The 20,110-nt window shown below is 73.4% G+C and carries 18 protein-coding genes and 1 riboswitch; of the genes, 7 read left to right on the top strand and 11 right to left on the bottom strand.

The window, feature by feature from the left end:
- The first annotated feature begins 38 nt into the window (after positions 1–38).
- The 6 genes from ACFQGU_RS13040 to ACFQGU_RS13015 all read left to right on the top strand — a co-directional run bounded on the left by ACFQGU_RS13040 (position 39) and on the right by ACFQGU_RS13015 (position 5,774).
- A complete protein-coding gene (locus ACFQGU_RS13040; protein WP_386767341.1) occupies positions 39–302 on the top strand; it encodes a hypothetical protein in 264 nt (87 codons plus the stop codon).
- A 13-nt stretch (positions 303–315) separates the two neighbouring features.
- Positions 316–1,482: a CaiB/BaiF CoA transferase family protein gene (locus ACFQGU_RS13035; protein ID WP_386767339.1), complete on the top strand. Its 1,167-nt coding sequence runs from the start codon at positions 316–318 to the stop codon at positions 1,480–1,482.
- Positions 1,483–1,570: 88 nt separating this feature from the next.
- Positions 1,571–1,813, top strand: a complete 243-nt coding sequence (locus ACFQGU_RS13030) for a hypothetical protein (protein ID WP_386767337.1) — start codon at positions 1,571–1,573, stop codon at positions 1,811–1,813.
- 138 nt (positions 1,814–1,951) lie between these two features.
- A riboswitch (cyclic di-AMP (ydaO/yuaA leader) is annotated at positions 1,952–2,117 on the top strand.
- Positions 2,118–2,127: 10 nt separating this feature from the next.
- Positions 2,128–3,285: a C40 family peptidase gene (locus ACFQGU_RS13025; protein ID WP_386767335.1), complete on the top strand. Its 1,158-nt coding sequence runs from the start codon at positions 2,128–2,130 to the stop codon at positions 3,283–3,285.
- An 80-nt stretch (positions 3,286–3,365) separates the two neighbouring features.
- Positions 3,366–4,580, top strand: a complete 1,215-nt coding sequence (locus ACFQGU_RS13020; protein ID WP_386767333.1) for a hypothetical protein — start codon at positions 3,366–3,368, stop codon at positions 4,578–4,580.
- Positions 4,581–4,598: 18 nt separating this feature from the next.
- Positions 4,599–5,774, top strand: a complete 1,176-nt coding sequence (locus ACFQGU_RS13015) for a M48 family metalloprotease (RefSeq protein WP_386767331.1) — start codon at positions 4,599–4,601, stop codon at positions 5,772–5,774.
- On the opposite strand, the gene ACFQGU_RS13010 is transcribed toward ACFQGU_RS13015, so the two are convergent.
- The 4 genes from ACFQGU_RS13010 to ACFQGU_RS12995 all read right to left on the bottom strand — a co-directional run bounded on the left by ACFQGU_RS13010 (position 5,775) and on the right by ACFQGU_RS12995 (position 10,097).
- Positions 5,775–7,256: a hypothetical protein gene (locus ACFQGU_RS13010; RefSeq protein ID WP_386767329.1), complete on the bottom strand. Its 1,482-nt coding sequence runs from the start codon at positions 7,254–7,256 to the stop codon at positions 5,775–5,777.
- Positions 7,257–7,371: 115 nt separating this feature from the next.
- On the bottom strand, positions 7,372–7,554 hold the full coding sequence (locus tag ACFQGU_RS13005) for a Flp family type IVb pilin (RefSeq protein WP_386767327.1): 183 nt from the start codon (positions 7,552–7,554) through the stop codon (positions 7,372–7,374).
- A 202-nt stretch (positions 7,555–7,756) separates the two neighbouring features.
- On the bottom strand, positions 7,757–8,398 hold the full coding sequence (locus ACFQGU_RS13000) for a response regulator transcription factor (protein ID WP_386767325.1): 642 nt from the start codon (positions 8,396–8,398) through the stop codon (positions 7,757–7,759).
- A 73-nt stretch (positions 8,399–8,471) separates the two neighbouring features.
- Positions 8,472–10,097, bottom strand: a complete 1,626-nt coding sequence (locus ACFQGU_RS12995) for a sensor histidine kinase (RefSeq protein WP_386767323.1) — start codon at positions 10,095–10,097, stop codon at positions 8,472–8,474.
- Positions 10,098–10,211: 114 nt separating this feature from the next.
- Here ACFQGU_RS12995 and ACFQGU_RS12990 point away from each other — a divergent pair, with 114 nt between their 5' ends.
- Positions 10,212–11,228, top strand: coding sequence for a DnaB-like helicase C-terminal domain-containing protein (locus tag ACFQGU_RS12990; RefSeq protein WP_386767321.1), 1,017 nt, complete (start codon positions 10,212–10,214; stop codon positions 11,226–11,228).
- A 49-nt stretch (positions 11,229–11,277) separates the two neighbouring features.
- Here ACFQGU_RS12990 and ACFQGU_RS12985 read toward each other — a convergent pair whose 3' ends face one another.
- From ACFQGU_RS12985 to ACFQGU_RS12955, 7 genes are all read right to left on the bottom strand, one after another.
- Positions 11,278–12,207 (bottom strand): type II secretion system F family protein, encoded by a 930-nt coding sequence (locus tag ACFQGU_RS12985; protein WP_386767319.1) that lies wholly within the window; start codon positions 12,205–12,207, stop codon positions 11,278–11,280.
- Between the two features lies 1 nt (position 12,208).
- Positions 12,209–14,194, bottom strand: a complete 1,986-nt coding sequence (locus ACFQGU_RS12980) for a type II secretion system F family protein (protein ID WP_386767317.1) — start codon at positions 14,192–14,194, stop codon at positions 12,209–12,211.
- A 3-nt stretch (positions 14,195–14,197) separates the two neighbouring features.
- Positions 14,198–15,580, bottom strand: a complete 1,383-nt coding sequence (locus ACFQGU_RS12975) for a CpaF family protein (protein WP_386767315.1) — start codon at positions 15,578–15,580, stop codon at positions 14,198–14,200.
- Between the two features lie 2 nt (positions 15,581–15,582).
- Entirely contained in the window at positions 15,583–16,779 is a 1,197-nt protein-coding gene (locus tag ACFQGU_RS12970) for an AAA family ATPase (RefSeq protein ID WP_386767313.1), read from the bottom strand.
- A 52-nt stretch (positions 16,780–16,831) separates the two neighbouring features.
- Positions 16,832–17,635, bottom strand: a complete 804-nt coding sequence (locus ACFQGU_RS12965) for an RcpC/CpaB family pilus assembly protein (protein WP_386767311.1) — start codon at positions 17,633–17,635, stop codon at positions 16,832–16,834.
- A 173-nt stretch (positions 17,636–17,808) separates the two neighbouring features.
- Positions 17,809–19,371, bottom strand: a complete 1,563-nt coding sequence (locus ACFQGU_RS12960; RefSeq protein ID WP_386767309.1) for a hypothetical protein — start codon at positions 19,369–19,371, stop codon at positions 17,809–17,811.
- On the bottom strand, positions 19,368–20,090 hold the full coding sequence (locus tag ACFQGU_RS12955; RefSeq protein WP_386767307.1) for an ABC transporter ATP-binding protein: 723 nt from the start codon (positions 20,088–20,090) through the stop codon (positions 19,368–19,370). The genes ACFQGU_RS12960 and ACFQGU_RS12955 overlap by 4 nt, the downstream gene beginning before the upstream one ends.
- Between the last annotated feature and the right edge of the window lie 20 nt (positions 20,091–20,110).

Raw genomic sequence — 20,110 nt, 5'->3', positions numbered from 1 at the left:
CGTGGCCTGCCCAGCAGCACCGAACCGAAGGATCCGCCGTGGCCATCGCCCTGCCCGACGACGACACCCGCTGGCGCTGCAGCCAGTGCGGGAACCTGACCCGCTTCGACGTCGTCCGCTCGAGCCGGGTGCGCGAGTTCTGGCACCTCGACCTCGGCGGCGTGCCGAAGGTCGAGGAGACCGAGGTGCTCGGCGAGGTCGTCGAGTCGGTGTCCTGCCGCTGGTGCGGCGCGGTCGACGCCGTCGAGCTGGTGCCCCGGCCCGAGGCCGGAGGCCCGAGCGACGACCCGACCGGCTCCTGACGCCGCCGCGCCCGTGACCACCTCGGAGCGTCCCCTCGACGGCGTCCGCGTCGTCGACCTCACCAGGCTGCTCCCCGGCGCCTACGCCACCTCGCTGCTGCTCGGCATGGGCGCCGACGTCGTCAAGATCGAGGATCCGCGCGGCGGCGACGGCCTGCGCGTCTCACCGCCGTACAGCGAGACGGGGGAGTCGGGGCTCTTCCTCGCGCTCTGCCGCGGGAAGCGCTCGGTGGCCCTCGACCTCAAGACCGACGTGGCCCGCGACGCGCTGCTGCGCCTCGTGTCCGTCTCGCACGTCGTCATCGACTCGTTCCGCCCCGGGGTGCTCGACCGCCTCGGACTCGGCCCGGCCGAGCTCGCTGCGGCCAACCCCGCGCTCGTCCACGTGTCGATGACGGCGTACGGCGACGGCGGGCGCGCGGCGCTCCCCGGCCACGACCTCAACGTCGAGGGGTACGCCGGGATCCTCGGCCTCTCCCGCGGCATCGACGGCGCCACCGCGATGCCGCCGTTCCCCATCGCGGACATGGCCTCGGGGCTGCAGGCCGCGCTCGCCGTCGTCGCCGGCCTGCGCGTCGCCGAGGCGCAGGACTCGCCGTCGACCGAGGCCCCGGCGTTCCGCGCCGACGTCACGATGCTCGACTCCGCGATGTCGCTCACCGCCATCGGCCAGGGCACGGTCATGGCCACCGGCGAGGCGCCGCCGGTGCCGGACGTCCTCACCGGCGCGCTCGCCTGCTACGGCGTCTACCGCTGCGCCGACGGCACCGAGCTCGCCCTCGGCGCGCTCGAGCCCAAGTTCTTCGCGCGGGTGGCTGAGCTCGCGGGCGACCCGACGCTGGCCGACGCGCAGTACGACATCACCGGCCAGGACGCCCTGCGCGGCCGGCTCACCCTGCTGTTCGCGACGCGCCCGCGCGAGGAGTGGCTGGCGCTGCTGGAGCACGACCAGACCTGCGTGACGCCGGTACGCACGTCTGCCGAGGCGCTCGCGGACCCGGACCTGCAGGCCCGCGGCGCGTTCGAGGACGTCGTCCTCGCCGACGGCCGCACCACGACCGCCGCGCGACCGGTGGCCTGGCTGCCGGCCGACGGCCGGGCCCTGGCCGCGCCCGCCCTCGGCGAGCACACGGACGAGGTGCTGCGCGCGATCGGCCTGGATCCGGGCCTGCTCGGCTAACGGTGGCCGAGGGCGACTGTCGGACCTGGTTCCTACCGTCGTCCGCAGGTGGTCGGAGTTCCCCTCTCCGGCCCGTACCCGTCCTGAGGTGAAGACCGTGATCGTCGACTGCGACTCCTGTGCTGTGCGCGGCCCCGCGTGCGGCGACTGCGTCGTCACGTTCCTGCTCGGCCCGCCCGACTGGCTCGCGGGCGACGGCCTGCCGGGGGAGGAGATGGCCGCCCTCGCCGTGCTCGCCGACTCCGGCCTGGTGCCCCCGCTCCGGCTGGTTCCGCGGGGTCCCGACCCGGCGCCGGAGGCCGACGACCGGGGGGTGCACCGCGCGGTGTGAAGCCGATCACGGATCGATCTCGGTCGGGTCACGTCCGGGTGTCGGCCGGGCGACTGGGAGGTGGCGTCCCGGGGTGTTAGTGTCGCCCGCAGGTGTTCGTGAGCCGCCGTCATCCGACGGCAGCGAGCACCCCGTCGAGTTCGAGAAGCGGCCCCACCAGGGTCCGTGGATCGGAGCCGGGGACCCACTTCCCCCGGGGCGAATCGGCGGCAGACGACCGGCAGCGACCGGGCGCGAGCCGTCGTAGGGCGATCTTCCAGCCCGAGCCCGTCAGCTCACCCGGTAGACGGTCGTGGGAGAGGGAGGCCGCCTTCGTGGCGACCAGCACCACTGCGCTCGTACGCGTGCGCGGCACCCGTGCCGCCCGCATCGCCGCCCCCGTGGCGGCCTTCGCGCTCCTCGTGAGCGGTGTCGCCCTGGCGTCGGCCCCGGCGTCCGCCCAGCCGACCAAGACCATCGAGCAGGTCCAGGCCGAGATCGACGCCCTCGAGGCCGACGCCGCCAACGCCGCCGAGGCCTGGAACGAGGCCCGCACCCGCCAGAACCAGATCGACGCCCAGATCGCGAAACTGACGACCCGCATCGCGGTGGCGAAGAAGACCTACGAGAAGACCGCCGCCGGCGTCGACGCGATCGCGCGCGCCGCCTACGCGTCCGGCGGCATGGAGCCGAGCCTGCAGGCCCTCCTCGCCGACGACCCCGAGCAGTTCCTCGAGCAGAGCGCCGCGCTCGACCAGGTCGCCCGCTCGCAGGGCACCTCGCTGCGCCGCACCCAGGCCGCCCGGCTCGCCCTCGCCCAGCTCGAGGCCCAGCTGGTCCAGAAGCAGGAGAAGGCCGACGCCGCGGCCGCCGAGGCCAAGGCCGCCAAGGCCACGGTCACCGAGCGCCTCGACAAGGCCCAGCGCATCCTCGCCGGGCTCAAGGCCGAGGAGCGCGCCCGCCTCGCCCGCCTGCAGGAGGCCCGCCGTCAGGCGTCCGCCCGCGCCGCGGCCCGGGCGACCGCCCAGATCCGCGCCAGCCGCGACACCCCCCGCCAGGAGTCGACGTCCACCAGCGGCACGTCGAGCAGCAGCAACGACGGCGGCAGCGACGCCCCCAACTACGCCTCGGGCCGTGCGCGCATCGCCGTGGCCTACGCCCTCGCGCAGGTCGGCAAGCGCTACGTCGCGGCGGCGTCCGGGCCCAACGCGTTCGACTGCTCGGGCCTGACCCTGGCCGCCTGGGCCCAGGCCGGTGCCTACCTGCCGCACTACTCCAAGGCGCAGTGGAGCGCGACCGCCCGCGTCAGCCGCGGCGAGCTGCGTCCCGGCGACCTCGTCTTCTACTTCGGCGGCGGCGCCCACCACGTCGGCATGTATGTCGGCGGCGGCATGATGGTCAGCGCCTCCAACCCGCGTGACGGCGTCGAGCTCATCGGCGTCTGGAGCCCGTGGTACGGCGAGCGCTACAGCGGCGCCGGCCGCGTCGTCTGACCGGATCCGCCTCGCTCCGCCCCACCGCAGCACCCGACCGCCGCGCCCTCCGTCGAGGGCGCGGCGTCGTCGTCTGCGCAGTGGCCGCGGGGCTCCTGCTCGCCGCCTGCTCGACCGTCGAGCCGGGTGGCGGGCTCTCCGCGTCGGTCGTGGCGCCCTCGCCCACGGCCAGCCCCACGGCCGATGCGCGCACCGATCCCAAGGCGCGCGCCGCCGCCGTCCGTGCGGTGCTGGAGGCGCGCGCGACGGCGTTCGTCACCGCCGACCTCGCGGCCGCCCGCGCCACCCAGGTTTCCGGCGCGGCGATCCCCACGACCGTGCGGATCGTGCGCCTGCCGCTGGCGAGCTGGGCGTACGAGGTCACGGCATCCAGCGAGAGGTCGGGCCTGCTCGACGTCCGCGCGCGGCTCACCTGGCGGGTCGAGGGCGAGTCGTCCGGCAGCGAGGTCGACCAGCGGCTCGCGCTGCGCTGGTCAGGCGGCCGGTGGCTCGTGGCGTCCGAGCGCTCGGTGTCGGACTCCGCGCCGCCGTGGGAGCTCGGCCCGCTGACCGTCGTGCGCGGCAAGCGCAGCATCGTGATCGCCGTGGGCGAGGCGTCGAGCAGGGCGCGGGCGGCTGCGCGCCTCGTCGACTCCGCGGTGCTCGGAGTCAGCAAGGTCTACGGCAAGGACTGGCAGAAGCGGGCCGTGCTGGTGCTCACCGGCACCGACGAGCAGATGGCCGAGGGGCTCGACTGGTCGGTCGCGCACGTCCGCCGGTTCGGCGCGGTCACGACCTCGGTGGGGTCGGTCCCGTCGGCCACGGCGCCGGCCGACCGGGTCTGGACCCGCGCAGCGGTGTGGGACCGGCTGCCGGACCGGTTCCTGCTCGTCCTTCTCCGCCACGAGATCACCCACGTGGCCACCCGGGCGACGTTCAGCGCGTCGGTGCCGCTGTGGCTCGAGGAGGGCTACGCCAACCACGTGGGCTATACGGGCTCGGACGTGCCCGACCGGCAGGCGCTCGTCGAGCTGCTCGACGTCGTCCGGCGCAGCGGAGCTCCGGCGGCGCTCCCGTCCAACGCGGCCTTCGCCGACGAGCGGGCCGGGATGGCGTACGCCGGCGGGCAGCTCGCCTGCGACCTGATCGCCGAGGGGTGGGGGGAGGCCGGGCTGCGTCGGGTCTACCGGCTGACGGCCACGGGTGACGACACGCCTGCGCGCAACCTCGAGCGGGCCCTGCGCGAGGTCACCGGGCGCGGCCTCGCCGGCCTCACCGCCGACTGGCGGGCCCGGGCCACCGCTCTGGCCCGCTGATCGGGCACGATCGTGCCCGTGCCGCCGGACCTGGACCTCGACCGCGACTTCACGGCGGACGAGCAACGGCGCGAGCGCGCGTTCCGCAGCCGTGTCCGCCCCTGGGGCCTGGCAGGCGTCGCACTCGGCCTCCTCGTCCCCACCGTCCTGGTGCTGACCGGCGCGACGGCCGCGGTCGCCCGCGCCGCGGGAGAGACCTGGTGGCTGGGCATCGTCGCCGTGGTCGTCGTGGTGCAGGCGGTGACGCGCATGGCGACGCTCCCGGGTGCGGTGGCCGTGCGCCGGGAGTCCCTGCGGGTGGGGCTCGCGACGGGAGGTTGGGGCCGCTGGTGGCGCGACCTCGCGGTGGCGTGGCTGCTGGGCCTGGCGCTCACGGCGCCGGCCGTCATCGGCTGGGTGCTGGCCGCCCGGCTGCTGCCCGGGTCGTGGTGGTGGGTGGTGGCGGCCGCGGCAGCGCTGCTGGTCGTCCTGATGTCGTTCGCGGTGCCCGTGCTCGTCGAACCGCTGTTCGCCCGGTTCGAGCCTATGCCGGACGGCGCGCTGCGGGAGCGGCTGCTGGCCCTCGCAGCCGAGGCGGGGGTGCCGGTGCGGGACGTGCTCGTGGCCGACGCGTCGCGTCGTACGACGGCGCTGAACGCCTACGTCTCGGGCCTCGGCCCCACACGGCGCATCGTCGTGCACGACACGCTGCTCACCCGAGGCCGGGACGACGAGGCGGCGACGGTGGTGGCGCACGAGCTCGGCCACGTGGTGGCGCACGACGTCCGCACCGGCACGCTGCTCGGCGCGGCGGGTGCCTCTGTCGGCGTGCTCGTCGCAGCTGCGCTTGTCGCGTGGCCGCCGCTCCTGTCGGCGTCGGGCAGCACGGGGGCGGCCGATCCGGCGGTGTCCGGGCTGCTCCTCGCGCTCGGGGCGTGGGCGGGGTTCCTCGGCTCACCCGCCGCCAGCGCGCTGTCGCGGCGGGTCGAACGGCGCGCGGACGGCTTCTGCCTCGACCTCGCACGCGACCCGGCCGCCGTCGCGTCGATGCACCGTGCGCTCGCGGTCACCAACCTGGCGCCGCTGCGGCCCGTGCGCGTCCTGCACCTGTGGTTCGGCACCCACCCGACGTCCCCGGAGCGGATCGAGGCGGCTCGGTCGTGGGCTGCCCGCCACGGAGCGCCGTCGGTGCCGGACCTGCGTCCGACGGCCTGATCAGCCCGCCGGCCAGCCGGTCGCGTCGGCCGGGCGCAGCAGCACCGTGCGACCCTCGCGGGCGACCTCGACCCATCCGAGCTGGGCCACCAGGGCGCCCGCCAACGGCTCGTCGTCGCGCAGGACGGCGGAGGTGGGGTCGAGGTCGGCCACCATCTCCTCCCAGCCCGGGCGGGCGAGCAGGAGGGTGTCGACGTACTCGTCGATGTACTCGCCGCCGTACCGGTCGGCCCTGCCGTCGACGGCCACGAGGACCTGCGGCGGCGGCCCGCCGAAGAACAGCAGCGGCCCCGCGACGTTGTAGGTGTTCAGCACCCGCTGCGGCTCGGGGTGCTCGCGCACCTGGCCGAGCAGGTCCTGGGGGATGTCGGGGTCCAGGACCGGGGTCTGGGTCACGGCGAGGACGCCGCTGAGCAGGACGCCGACCACGGCGATGCCCGCTGCCACGCGGGCCAGCGGCTGCTCGGTGCCCTCCGGCAGCGGATCGGGGTCGCCGAGTGCTCTCGCCAGGATGCCGGTGACGGCGGGGGCCAGCATGAGGCAGGCAGGTGTCGAGGACCGCCACGCCGAGTAGCCGAAGGCGAAGAGCAGCACGACGTACACCACCTCGCCGCGGGAGGGGCGATGACGCCCGAGAGCCCAGGCCACCACGACCGTGACGAGCATCAGCCCGATGGCCATCGACTGCCAGTCGATGAGCCGGACGGTGCCCCACTCGCCGATCTGCCCGGTGCTCGAGGAGAAGCGCAGCAGCGAGAGGGCGTTGTCGAGACCAGACGGCGATACGGCGGCGGCGAGGCCGCACCCGGCGGCGAGCAGGACGCCCCCGATCACGGCGCGGTCGCGGATGCCGACCTCGAGCACGCGTGCGACCACGGCGAAGCCGAGCGCCATCGGGAGGATCAGCCAGCCGCCGTGGAAATTGGCCCACACCACGACGAGCGGGAGCACCACCCACCAGCGGGGGAGGCGCCCCTCCCTGAGGAGCCGCAGCGCCCACCAGCCGACGAGGGGGGCGAGGATGTAGGTCAGCTGCTGGCTGCGGTCCTGGCTCGTGATCGCCAGTGCGAGGCCGGCGACGGCGAAGGGCCACGCGCCCGCGCGGGCGGGGCGACGGTAGAGGGTGACGAGGGCGAGCGTGACGAGCGCGAGGATCACGGTGACCGTGCGGTAGACCACGATCGACTGGAACCCGAACGTGTCGTGGAGCCAGGCGAACAGGATCTCCGCGAGCCACTGGGTGCTGATCCAGGTGTCCGGCACGGGCGCGAACGACCAGCCGCGGCCGGCCTCGGCCACCGGGGTGCCGTCGAGGATCTCGCGGCCGATGAGGATGTGCCAGTAGAGGTCGATGTCCTCGAGGGGCCGCGCCGCGGCGCGGGCGGGGACGAGCACGGCGACGACCGCGGCGAGCAGGAGGAACGGTGCGGGCCGGCTGGCGGCGGCGCGCTCGAGGGTCTGCTCCGGAGCGGTCTCGCTCATCGTCGTCCCTGTCTCCTCGTCCGGTGCCTGTGCGCCCGCGGCCTCGCGGTCACGGACATGATCGAGGGGGCCGCCGGGCGGCTGCCCGACGACCCCCTCGGTGGTCAGTGCTGCGTCAGCAGCCAACGCCCGTGGTCGAGATGCAGGAGTTGGTCTTGCTGAAGGCCGAGTTCACGCGGTTGCCGAGCAGGAAGACGACGGCGACGATGATCGCGGCGATGGCGGCCACGAGCAGGCCGTACTCCACTGCCGAGGCGCCCTCGTCGCGACGAAGCGTGGTGCGGATTCGAGTGATCATGGGAGTGCCCCTCCAGTTGCGTGGTTCCCCCCGATGCCCGGGGCGCTGAGTTCACTATCGCAGCGGAGCGTGACCGCGGACTCCCTCGTCAAGCCGGATGGGGGTCGGTCGTTCGGACGATTCGTGATCATCTGGTCACCCATTGGAACTAGTGACCGGTCGCCGCGTCACGCTGTGACGACGGGCTGGAGCCGCCCGAGGCTCAGAGGCCGGGCTCGTCGCGCTTGAGGAGCCCGAGGCGCAGGGCCGTCATGAGCGCCTGAGCCCTGTTGCCCGCTCCGAGCTTGTCGTAGAGCTTGCTGATGTGCGTCTTGGTCGTGGACTCGCTGATGAACAGCTGGCGGCTGATCTGGGCGACGCCGAGGCCGTCGGCGAGCAGGCCCAGGACCTCCTTCTCACGCGGGCTCAGTTGCGGCCCGGTCGGCGACATCTTGCGGCGCATGGCCTCGTTGAGGTCGGCCGAGGTGAACGAGCGCGGTGCGCTGGACGCGTGCCGCGCTGCAGCAACGACGTCCTCGGACGGCGCGTTCTTCGGCACGAAGGCCGAGGCGCCGGCCTCGAGGGCGTCGAAGAGGGTGTCGTCGCCGGCGTACATCGTGAGGATGACGATGCCGAGCTCGGGGTCGTCGTTGCGCAGCGTCCGGCAGGCCTCGATCCCGTTGCCGTCGGGGAGCCGTACGTCGAGGATCACGACGTCCGGGTGCATGAGCGCGATGAGGCGGCGGGCGTCCGCGAGCGAGCCCGCCTCGCCTGCGACGGTGAAGTCACCGTCGCGCTCGAACGCGCGACGCAGGCCCTGGCGGATGAGCTCGTGGTCGTCCACGAGCAGCACGCTGATCGTCATCGGAGCCGGCCCCCTCGGTGTCCCGCCGATCATGTCATGCGGCCATTGCGGGTGGGACGGGGACGCACCCGTGTCAGGCGGTGGACCTCGTGCGACGGGTGTCGGCACTGCCCCCGAGCGTGACCTCGACGACCGTCCCACCGCCCACCCGCTGCCGGATGGTCAGGCTCGCGCCGAGGCGCGCGGTCCGTTCGCGCATGACGTCGAGGCCGAACGAGTCCGTGCGCGCGGTCCCCATGCCGCGGCCGTCGTCGGCCACCCGCAGGAACGCACGGGGCGGATCGACCCGGCAGGTGACCCACAGGTTGCGCGCCCGCGCGTGCTTGCGCGCGTTGGTGATCGCCTCCTGCGCGACGCGCAGGATCTCGGTCTCCGCCTCGATCGGCAGGCGGTACGGGGACTCGTCGAGCACCAGGTGCACCGTGAGGCCGGAGCCGGCGCCGACGCTCCGGACGTAGCCCGTGAGGGCGGCGCCAAGGCCGGCGGAGGGCTGGACGTCGCTGCGCAGGTCGAAGATCGACAGGCGCAGCTCGCTCACGATCCGGGTCAGCTCGTCGCGCAGTCCACGGAGGTCCTCGCGGATCTCGACATCGGTCGTGCGGGCCGTCAGGTCGTCCACGACGAACCCCAGGGCGGCGACCTCCTGGGCCACGCCGTCGTGGATCTCGCGAGCGAGCCGTCGCCGTTCCTCGACCGTTGCCAGCGCGCGGACCTCGCTGAACAGCTGGCCCGTGTCGATCCGGAGCGCGGCCTCGTCCACGAGCTGCTGGGCGCGGGCGATCTCGCGCCGGCCCCACGGGCCGCCCGCCCGCTCCATGCCCACGAGACCCACGCGCCTGTCGCCCAGGCTGAGGGCGAGCACGGCCGAGTGCCCGGTGGACGGGTCGGAGAAGGTGCCGCTCTGCTGCAGCGCCCGGCCGGAGGACCAGACCCGCGCCCAGACGCCCTCGTCGACGTCGGGCACCCACTCGATGTGATCGGCGCCGTAGTACGCCAACGGCATGAGCACGCCGCCGCCGGCCGATCCGTACAGAGCGCCCCGGTCGAACTCGACCTCGTCGCTCATCGCGGTGAGGACCTGCTGGGCGAGCGCCACCTCGTCGAGGCCGGTCGGCAGGGCACGGGCGACCTCGCGCAGCCGTGTCAGCAGGCCGTGCGCCGTGACGTAGGTCGACGTCGCCTCGCGCTCGCGGGCCGTCACCCGGCGCGCCCACCCGCCGATCACGCCGGTCGCCACGCCGATGCCGACCCAGGGCGCGATGGCCGTCACCGACGCCGTGCCGGTGAGCAGGTCGCCCACGGCGGCGCGACCACCCGCGAGCGCGGCCACCGACAGCGCCGACGCGAGCAGGGCGAAGCTGATGCCGGAGACGAGGCCGGCAGCGAGCGGCGGGACGATCAGATACGGCAGCAGCGCGGTCTGGAGCGGGTCGGTGAGCCCGATGACCGCTCCCGCAGCCACCGCCTCGGCCAGGGGCCGCCACCGCAGGATCGTCCAGCCGCGCGGGAGGGGGAGGCTGGCGAGCACCGCGATGCCTGCGAGCAGGGCGAGGTCCCGCACCGGCACCGTCGCTCCGGCCAGCCCGTTGAGGTAGCACAGCAGCCCGACCAGGGCGAGCACGCCGAAGCGCACCACGGTGCTCGTGGACTCTGCGGGTTCGGGCGCCCATCCGGGTCCGCCCGGGCTGCTCGTGCTCATCAGTGCTGACGGTGGCACACCGGCGCGTGCCTCGACCCGTCGGGGGGCGGCGCCACGCCGACGGTCATCGCCGTGCCCGCCTCCTGGGACGGCGGGTTCTGCCAGCATAGGAGGATGACCGCAGACACCCCGCAGTTCAGCCGGCTCGCGCGGCTCTCGGACGTGCTCGATGAGACGGACGCGCGTCTCCGACGGGGCGAGGCTGCGACCCAGGCCCCCTGGTCGACGGGTTTCATGCCGCTCGACAGCTACCTGTCGGGCGGTCTGCGCCCCGGCGAGCTGATCCTGCTCGGCGGCCCCCAGGGCATGGGCAAGACCACGTTCGCGCTTCAGATCGCCCGGCAGGCCATCGCGGGCGGCCACGCCGTCCTCTACGTGTCGTACGAGCACGACTCGGTCAACCTCCTCGAACGCCTCGTTGCGGCCGAGGCGGGGGAGCGCGCCGGGGTCGACGCCGTGCCGCTGCGCTCGGTGCGGGCACTGCTCGAGGGCGACGGCACGTCGATGTCGCTGTCGGACAAGCTCGCGGAGACGCCGGGAGGCGCCGAGGCGCTGGCTGCGGTCTCGGTCGGCCTCGACCGCCTGCACGTGCTGCGCGGCGGCGTCGACACGTCGGTCACCGACATCGAGGCCGCTGTGCGCGAGGTGGCGAGGACGGGCGGGCTGCGCCCGCTCGTGGTCGTCGACTACGTGCAGAAGATCGCGATGGAGGGCGAGCGCGCGGTCGACGAGGAGCGCCGCATGGCGCACGTCGCGGGAGGGCTCAAGGACCTCGCGCTGACCGAGTCCGTGCCTGTGCTCGCGATCTCCGCGAGCGACGCGGCCGGCATCTCCGAGGGCAAGCGGCTGCGGACGCAGAACCTCCGCGGCGCCTCGAGCCTCGCCTACGAGGCCGACGTCGTGCTCGTGCTCAACGAGAAGTACGACGTCGTGGCCCGGCACCACCTGGTCTACGGCGCCGCGAACGTCGAGCGCTTCCACCAGTTCGCGGTGCTGACCATCGAGAAGAACCGCGGCGGCATGGCCGGCGTCGACCTCGAGTTCCGCAAGCGCTTCGAGCAGGCGAGGTACGAGCGCGCAGGAGAGCTCGTCACCGAGCAGCTGGTCGACGCGCGACTGTTCGTGGAGTAGCCACCCCGCACGACCGTGCGGTCGACCCGGGCGGCGGGGACCAGAGCTGCTAGAACTCGCTGAAGGCGTCGGCGATCTGGATGACGGCCGGCCCGAGGATGGCGATGAACAGCACGGGCAGGATGCAGAAGATCAGCGGGAACAGGATCTTGACCGGCACCTTCTGCGCGGCCTCCTCGGCGCGCTGAGAGCGCCGGGTCCGCATCTCGCGCGCCTGGATGCGCAGGACGTTCGCGACCGGGATGCCGAAGCTGTCGGCCTGCACCATGGCCGTGATGAAGCCGCGGAGGTCCGAGACGTCGCTGCGCTCACCGAGGGCCCGGAGCGAGTCCGCCCGGGAGGTGCCGAGCTGCATCTCCTGGAGCACACGGAAGAACTCCTCCGCGAGCGGACCCTCGGTATTGCGGGCCACCTGGGAGAGCGCGGCGTCGAACCCGAGGCCGGACTCGACCGAGATCACGAGCAGGTCGAGCGCGTCGGGGAGGTCCTTGAGGATCCGCTCCGACCGGTTGTAGGCGGTCTGGTACAGGACGATGTTCGGAACCCAGAAGCCCAGCAACGCCAGGCCGATGCCGAGGACGACCGCCCACAGGGGGCTCCCGAGGAGGAGCGGCAGGAAGAAGCCGAGCGCGCCGCCGACGATGAGTCCGAGCATCTTGAACGCGATGATGCGGTCGCTGTCCCACCCGGGCGGGTTGCCGGCGAGATCGAGCCGCCGACGCATGCGCGCGGTCTGGTCGCTCGGCGTGAACCGGCGGCCGAGGCGGGTGAGCCCCGCGAAGAAGGGCTGGCCGACGCGCTCGCCGAACGGCTTGTCGAGGTCGTCGCGCATGCTCTTCGGCGCGGCGCGGATGGCCTCGACCGCTGCGAGGGAGCGGGCCACGCCCGTCTGCTCCCGGCCGCCCGCGAAGGCGAGGAAGACGCCGACGATGCCGAGGAAGACGGCCGCCAGCCCGACCCAGAGGAATGCGTCGCCCATGTCAGACCTCCACCTTGACGACCTTGCGGAGCCAGAACGAGCCGCCGATGAGCAGGATGACGCCGACGATGATCATGAGGATGCCGAGGGGCGTGGTGTAGAGGACGCTCAGGTAGTCGGGCCGGGCGATGACCAGGTAGACGATGAAGAGGATCGGGAGCAGCGCCAGGATCACTGCGGAGAGCCGGCCCTCCGCGGACAGGACCTCGACCTGGCGGCGCAGCCGCTCGCGCTCACGCATGGTGGCCGCGACGTTGCTCAGCACCTCGGCGAGGTTGCCACCCACCTCGCGCTGGATGCGGATGGCCATCACCACCCACGCGAAGTCGACGGAGTTCATCCGGCGGGCGACGGTCTCGAGCGCGTCCTCGATCGGGACGCCGAGCCGGGCCTCGACGATGGCCCGGTTGAGCTCGGCGGCCATGGGCCCGTCGGTCTCGCGCACGACGGTGTCGATGGCCTGGGGGAGCGAGTAGCCGGCCGCCAGCGACCCGGACAGCAGCTGCAGCGTGTCGGGGAGCTGGGCGGCGAACCGCGACTTGCGCCGCTCGTCCTTGATCGCCAGGTAGGCGTACGGCAGCAGGAGCCCGATGGCGAGGCCGATGAGCGTGGCCAGGACGCTGAACCCGCTGAGGAGCGTGAACAGGATCGCGAGGCCGACGGCGATGCCGATGTGGATCAGGAGCCACTCGGCGGGCCGCAGGGGAACCCCTGCCGCCTCGAGCTTGGTGCCCAGAGCGGTGTCGATGTCCCTCCGCTGGACGACGCGGCCGGCGAGCTCCACGGCCGAGCGGGCGACCCCGCTGTCGCCGAGGGCGCCGGAGGTCGCCGCCGCGCTCTCCTGGCGCGGGGTCAGGGAGTAGCGCGACAGCCGACGGCGCAGTCGGCCGGCCTGCTGCGACTCGCGGTCCGTCGACAGGAACGCGACGGCGAGGAGCACGAACAGCCCGAGGCCGATGACCGCGAGCGAGACGGGCAGGATCCAGGTGGTGCCGAAGATCCCCGGATCGGCAGGCGGGACCGGCACGGGGCCGAAGTCCTGCGTCGGCGCCGCAGTGGGCTCGGCACCGCCGATGTACAGGGCCTCGTCGGTCACCGCCTGGCCGCCGGCCGTCGCGTTGACGACCACGTTGACCGAGGTGCCGCGCAGGGGCTCGGGAACCACCGCCGTGATCGCGACGGCGCCGGCCTGGGCCGCGGCGGCCGAGGTGAAGACGTCCGTAAGCTGCTGGGAGTCTCCCGCCTCCACCACGACGCCGTTGCCGGCCGTGGCGAGCGCCTGCAGCTGCGTGAGGTCGACCTGCGGGCCGAGGGCCACGGCGTCGAGGGTCACGTCCGAGTCGACCAGCGACTTGGCGGCGTTCTCCCCGCTGTTGGACGACTCGGTGTCCCGGCCGTCGGACAGCAGCAGCTGGCTGCGGATGCCCTCGTCGCCGAGCAGGCGGTTGGCCTGGATGACGGCGTCGAACAGTGCCGTGCCGCCCCGGAACTGCAGGGTGTCCAGCGCGGCCGCGACGGCATCGTGATCGGTGGTCGGCTGCACGACGATCGCCGGCTGGGAGTTGAACGAGACGAGGCCCACGAGCACGTCGGCGGGCACGGCGTCGAGGTAGGCGCGCGCGGCCTGCTTCGCCGGCTCGACGAAGCCCTGCTCCGCCATGCTGCCGCTGGTGTCGATCGTGAGCACGGTGGTGCGCTTGGGCAGGGAGTCGGAGTCGGAGGCGAGCTGCGTGGTGGCCTCCACCGGCTGGCCGCCGATGGTGACCTTCACCGAGCCCTGGTCCACCGACTGGCCGGCCGTCAGACCGAGCGCGGAGAAGCCGATCGTGAGCGTCCCGCTGCTGCCGGGCTCGAACCCGTCGATGCGCCCGACGATGCCGCCCGTCGTCGAGGCGGCCGCGGGCGCGACCCCGAACGCGACGGCCAGCAGCGCGCCGGCAGCCGCTGCCGCGCGCCACCGGCGTCGACGATGTCCCGACACGAGCATGGGTCAGGCTCCGAACTTCTCGAAGGCGAAGATCGACGGGTCGACGATGACTCCGCTCGCGGCGAGCTTGTCCAGGAACTTGGGGCGCAGCCCGGTCGAGCGGAGCTGCCCCAGGGCCTGTCCGGTCTCCCCGTAGCCGGCGCTGTGGTCGAACACGAAGATGTCCTGCAGCGTGACGACGTCGCCCTCCATGCCCACGACCTCGGTCACGTGGGTGATGCGCCGCGAACCGTCGCGGAAGCGGGACTGGTGCACGATGAGGTCCAGGGCGCTCGAGACCTGCTCGCGGATGGCCTTGAGCGGCAGGTCGGCACCGGCCATGAGCACCATGGTCTCGACCCGGGAGAGCGTGTCGCGGGGGCCGTTGGAGTGCGCGGTGCAAATGGAGCCGTCGTGGCCGGTGTTCATGGCCTGGAGCATGTCCAGGGCCGCGGCGTCGCGGATCTCGCCGACCACGATGCGGTCGGGGCGCATACGAAGCGAGTTGCGGACCAGGTCGCGGATCTTGATCTCGCCCTTGCCCTCGATGTTCGGCGGCCGCGACTCGAGGCGCACGACGTGCTCCTGGTGCAGCTGGAGCTCGGCGGCGTCCTCGATGGTGATGATCCGCTCGTCGTCCGGGATGAACGAGGAGAGGACGTTGAGGGTGGTGGTCTTTCCGGCGCCGGTTCCGCCGGAGACCATCACGTTCAGGCGCCCGCGCACGCAGTCCGCGAGGAACTCCGCGACGGCGTTCGTCATCGTGCCGAAGGAGATGAGGTCCTCGGCGCCGTAGGGGTCCGCGGCGAACTTGCGGATCGTGAGCATCGGTCCGTCGATCGACAGCGGCGGCACGATCGCGTTGACGCGCGAGCCGTCGGGCAGGCGTGCGTCGACCATCGGTGAGGCCTCGTCGATGCGCCGACCGACGCGGGCCACGATCTTCTCGATCGTGCGTCGGAGGTGCGCGTCGTCGTTGAAGTGCCCGTCGACAGCGTGGAGACGTCCGGCGCGCTCGACGTAGATCATCGACGGGCCGTTCACCATGACCTCGGTGACCTCGGCGTCGCGCAGGAAGGGCTCAAGCGGGCCGTAGCCGAGGATGTCGTCGGCGATCTCCTGCGAGAGCCGGGCGCGGTCCTGGACCGTCAGCGGGGTGTCCTCGTTGGCGAGGACCTCCTGCAGGGTGGCGCGAACCTTGGACTCGAGCTCGTTCTCGGTGAGGCGCGAGTCGTAGAGCTGCGGCCCGAGGCTCTCGAGCAGGCTGGCGTGCACGGCACGCTTGAGCTCGCTGTACGGATCGACGCTCGCGGTACGACGCGAGCGCGGGCCGCCCTCGGGCTCACCTTCGGGAAGCGTGCCCGAACGGCTGCGACGTGCCTGGGCCAGACGATCGGCGAGGCTCACGACTACCTCCTCCACAGGCGGCCGGAGCGCCTGTCTGCTCGGAGCTGGGGCGGGATGGTGTCGTCGTTGCTCGCCGTCACGAGGATGTTCTCGTCCACGAAGGCCTTGATGGCGAGGCTGACGGGGTTCTTCGGTTCGTCGACGACGATGGCGACGCCACGGTTGGTCGAGGCGGGGACGTCCCTGCTCGAGGGGATCTGCGCGACGATCGGTGCCTTGAGGGTCTTCTCCACCTCGGACAGCGCGAGACCCACCTTGGAGTCGGCGCGGTTGAGGACGACCTTGAGCCGGTCGCGGGGGTACCCGATGAGGTCGAGGGTCTCCAGCGTCAGCTTGAGGTTCTTCAGCGCCGGGATGTCGAGGGTGGCGAGCAGGGCCACCACATCGCTGCGGTCGAACGCCGACAGCACGTTGTCGTCGAGCGCCGGGGGCGTGTCGATGATGACGTAGTCGAACTCGTCGCGCAGCACGTCGATGATGCTGGTGACGAGCCCGACGCTGATGGTGTCGGCGGTGCTCGGCTCCATCGGTGCGACGAGCGCCTGAACACCGCTGCGGTGCGCCGTGAGGAGGCCCCGCACGGCTTCGCCGTCGAGGTCCTCGCCGATCGCGACCGCGTCCCCGATCGTGTGGGTGGGGAAGAGCTGCAGCGCGATCGCGACGTCGCCGAACGCGAGGTCGAGGTCGAGGAGGGCCACCGTGCCCTTGCCGCTGGCGGCGATGGCGGTGGCGATGTTGGTGGCGAGGGTGGTCTTCCCGCAGCCACCCTTCGCCGAGAACACCGTGACGACGCGGCCGTGCGTGCTCGAGCTGACGACCTCGTCACCGCGCTCGAGCTGGTGGCGAAGCCGTGATGCGATGTCGCGCTGGCGCCGTACTGCCATCGCGAGACCCGCGAGATCGCGCTCCTGCACCACCTCGCGCACGCCCGCCCGGAGCGAGTCCGAGAGCACCGCGGTGTCGATGCGCCGCCGGACCATGACCACGCCGAGGCTCGGCCGAGTGACGCGCAACGACTCGGCCAGGGCGAAGACGTCCTGCTGGTCGACACTCGGCCCGAGCACGATGCAGTCCTCGAACGGGTTGGTGTCGAGATGCGTCCGCAGGATGTCGAGGCTCGGCAGCACGAGGGCGTCCGCGCCCAGGGCGCCCTTGATGGAGTCGACGCCCACCGGGTCGAACTCGACGATCGCGGTCATGTTGCGTGCCCTCGTTCCCTCGTGCTGTCGGCTTCGGTGGTGCGGGCCGCGCTCAGCGGAACAGGTTGGTGTCGTCGACGCCCGGGTCGTTCGGGGTGACCTCGGACTTGTCGTCCATGAGGGCGAAGTAGAGGCCGGTGTACGTCGATCCGGCCGCTCCACCCTGGGCGTAGATGATCTTCTCGGCCTCGGCCTGGGTCAGGGCGAGGGTGAGGATCGCGGACGAGGTCTGCTGCTCCCCCTCGGGCGTGGGGGCCGAGTTGAGGCCCGTCGCGCCGACGCCGATGACGGTCACTCCGGCCAGCAGGGTCCGGACGCGGGGGCCACCCGTCGCGAAGATGGCGACGGTCGACCCGGGGGAGACGAAGCCGGCGACGCGCTCGGGGTCGCCGAGCTGCAGCGAGAGCGCGATCTTGCCCTCGGGGAGGGGCAGGCGCGTCAGCTGGCCGGCGGTGCCCCACTGCTGGCTGATGATCTGCTGGCCGGGGAAGATGGTCGTGAGCGCGACGAGGTCCTGCAGCGGAGTGGCGTCGGACAGCGCGGTGGCTGCGGCCGCCTCCTGCGGGATCTCCTTCTCCTCGAAGGCGCCCGCGCCCGAGGCGGCCGCGCCGGTGGTGCCGGCCGCGATCTCGGACTTGGCCACGATGACCTTGACGAGGGTCTGGTTCTCGAAGCCTTCCTTGCGCGCGTTGTCCGCGTAGAGGAACACCAGGACGACGCCGAGGACGGCGGCCAGCAGTGCGGCGATGAGCAGAATCGTGCGACGACCCATGAGGACCTCTCGCGGTGCGACCACGACGTGCGCGGCTCTGCGGACACCGGGCGGCTCGAGGACGAACCCCCCGGTGGGCGCCACCACCCTGACGATGGCCCCGCACGTACGCTAGCGGTCGCGCGGTGCGTGCGAACGCTGCGCAACGTCGGTTGCGCCGATCGGTACGCCGGATCGTCCGAACGTATGACCCTTTGTGACCGTGCGGCCATCGGACCGTCACCTGAGGTGAGACGCGGCCCGGAACGGGCGCCCGGTCAGCCCGCCGCGACCGTGGTGACCACGTGGGCGCGCCGCACCGGGTCGCTCCAGAGGCGTCGGGTGCGGGACCACGAGTAGGCCGCCCAGGCCAGGAGCCCGAGGGTGAGGAGCAGGGGAGGCAGGATCGAGTCGCCGATGGTGGCGGCGGAGAAGCCGAGCCCGATGGTGGTCGTGACGAGGGCGAGGCGCGCCGAGTACACGGCCATGGTGCCCGGCGGGGCGGGCGTGTCGCGCGGCCCGCGCAGGTCGGCGCGGTGCGGGCGGGTGACGGACAGGCGCATCGCCGTGGCGACGACGAGCGCCGTGCAGCTCACCGCTGCGCCGACCGTGGCGACGATGTCGACGAGGTCGGGCGGGGCGCTCGCCCGTAGGCCCGCGCCCACGAGGACGAGCGCGACGGGCGCGCTGCAGACCTCGGCCACGACCCGCGCCTTGCTGCGGAGCACGACCTCGGCGTCGTGCGGCAGCGTCGAGATCCACAGCGCCCCCGAGCCGTCGAGGCACATCGCGTTGACTCCGAACAGGAGCGCGGCACCGGACGCGACGAGCGCGGGGAGCAGGGCGATGGACGACCACGGCAGCGAGGCGAGCGCGGCCGCCGCGACCGGGAGGACGCCGAGCACGAGCAGCCCTCGCCGGAGCGGGGGAGAGCGCCACAGCGAGGCGCGGTCGACGCGCAGGAGCATCCGGTACGCCGTCGGCGCGGACTCGAACGGGCGCCGTGCGACCGGGCGGGCGAGCGGGCCGTCGACGCCCTGGTCGCCGGGCCTGCGCAGCGCCCAGGCGGCGACGCGTACGGCCACCAGGTAGCCGAGGGCGGTGACGACCAGGCAGCCGACCACGAACGGCACAAAGCCGGAGGGGACCAGCGCCGCGGCCTGGAGCTGGGCCCCGAGCACGCTCAACGTGGGGCTCTTGTCGAGCAGAGCCGCCCCCCGGTCCGTGACGACGACCCAGCCGCCGATCGCGACCAGCACTCCGAGCAGGGCCCAGGTGGACCGGCGGCCGCTCCGGGTGCGGCGCACACCCACGATGCCCCAGCCGAGGGCCTGCCCGACCGCCGTGCAGGCGATCAGGTAGGCGACGAGGACCCCGACCGGTGGGAGCGGCCCGGCGTCGCCGCGGACGGCGTACCCGGTGGCGGCGGTGAGCAGCAGCACCTGGAGGTACCACGCGATGTTGAGCGGCGAGAGCAGGAACCCGATGCGCACCAGCGTCGCGATGCGGACGGGGTAGGCCACGAGCTGCGATTCCGGGATCAGCTCCTGGCCGCCACCCGCCGCGAGCGGCGCCACGATGCACAGCAGCGCGAACGCGAGCATCGCCGAGGGCAGCAGGGCCGCGACCTCGCCGGTGCGGTCGACCGCGCCGCCGAGGTCGCCGAGCCCGATGTCGGACGCCGTCGCGCGTCCGAGCCGCGACGCGGCCCCGCCCACGACGCCGAGGACGATGAGCCCGAGCGCCGAGACGCCGAGCACGGCCAGGCCGGACTGGACCGCGCGCGAGCGGATCATCCGCCAGCGCAGGGCGAACAGCGGGCCGACCTGACCCGCGCTCACGAGAGCAGGGCCCGGTAGCGCGCCGCGCCCTCGTCGCCGGCGAGGTCGGCGGCGGGCGCGGCGGAGACCACGCGTCCCCCGCGCAGGACCACCGCCTCCTCGCACGCCTGCACCGCGAGGCCGAGCAGATGGGTCGAGACGAGGACGGCGGCGCCGCGCATGCGGGCGCGACGGATCTCCTCGAGCGTGGCCTCGACGCCGAGCGGGTCGACGCCGTCGAACGGCTCGTCGAGCAGGAGCACGGCCGGCTCGTGGAACGCCGCCAGGAGCACGGACAGGCGGCGGCTCATGCCGTGCGAGAAGCCGGCGGTCACCCGGTCCGATGCGCCCGCGAGGTCGAAGCGCTCCAGCAGCTCGCGGGCGCGCTCCTCCCAGCGGTCGAGCCCGCGCAGCCGCGCCGCGAGCTGCAGGTGCTCCCAGGGGGTGGCGCGGGGGATGAGGCCGCCGACGTCGGGGCAGTAGCCCACCACCTCGCGGGCGCGCCTCGGCTCGAGGACGGCGTCCACGCCGGCGACGACCACCGTCCCGCTGCTCGGAGGCAGGACCCCGCCCAGCACGCGGAGGGTGGTGGACTTGCCGGCCCCGTTGCGGCCGACGAGCGCGACCGCGCCGCCTGCGGGCACGCGCAGGTCGAGCCCGTCGACGGCGTGCACGGAGGCGAACGACACCGACAGGCCGCGCACGTCCACGGCCGCAGCCGCGGCCCCCGTCTCGGTCATAGGAGGATCCTGCACCGGTC

It is taken from the genome of Longivirga aurantiaca, from assembly GCF_042660085.1.
In the GTDB taxonomy this organism is placed as follows: Bacteria; Actinomycetota; Actinomycetes; order S36-B12; family CAIYMF01; genus Longivirga; species Longivirga aurantiaca.
The sequence above is the reverse complement of the archived record's forward strand: the minus strand, read 5'-3'. Positions and strand labels throughout refer to the sequence as shown.

Bases quoted from the DNA above. Each gene is read 5' to 3' on its own strand.
- ACFQGU_RS12995 (WP_386767323.1), bottom strand. From the start codon at position 10,097: ATGAGCACGAGCAGCCCGGGCGGACCCGGATGGGCGCCCGAACCCGCA.
- ACFQGU_RS13000 (WP_386767325.1), bottom strand. From the start codon at position 8,398: ATGACGATCAGCGTGCTGCTCGTGGACGACCACGAGCTCATCCGCCAG.
- ACFQGU_RS13005 (WP_386767327.1), bottom strand. From the start codon at position 7,554: ATGATCACTCGAATCCGCACCACGCTTCGTCGCGACGAGGGCGCCTCG.
- ACFQGU_RS12980 (WP_386767317.1), bottom strand. From the start codon at position 14,194: ATGCTCGTGTCGGGACATCGTCGACGCCGGTGGCGCGCGGCAGCGGCT.
- ACFQGU_RS12985 (WP_386767319.1), bottom strand. From the start codon at position 12,207: ATGGGCGACGCATTCCTCTGGGTCGGGCTGGCGGCCGTCTTCCTCGGC.
- ACFQGU_RS13010 (WP_386767329.1), bottom strand. From the start codon at position 7,256: ATGAGCGAGACCGCTCCGGAGCAGACCCTCGAGCGCGCCGCCGCCAGC.
- ACFQGU_RS12990 (WP_386767321.1), top strand. From the start codon at position 10,212: ATGACCGCAGACACCCCGCAGTTCAGCCGGCTCGCGCGGCTCTCGGAC.
- ACFQGU_RS12955 (WP_386767307.1), bottom strand. From the start codon at position 20,090: ATGACCGAGACGGGGGCCGCGGCTGCGGCCGTGGACGTGCGCGGCCTG.
- ACFQGU_RS12970 (WP_386767313.1), bottom strand. From the start codon at position 16,779: ATGACCGCGATCGTCGAGTTCGACCCGGTGGGCGTCGACTCCATCAAG.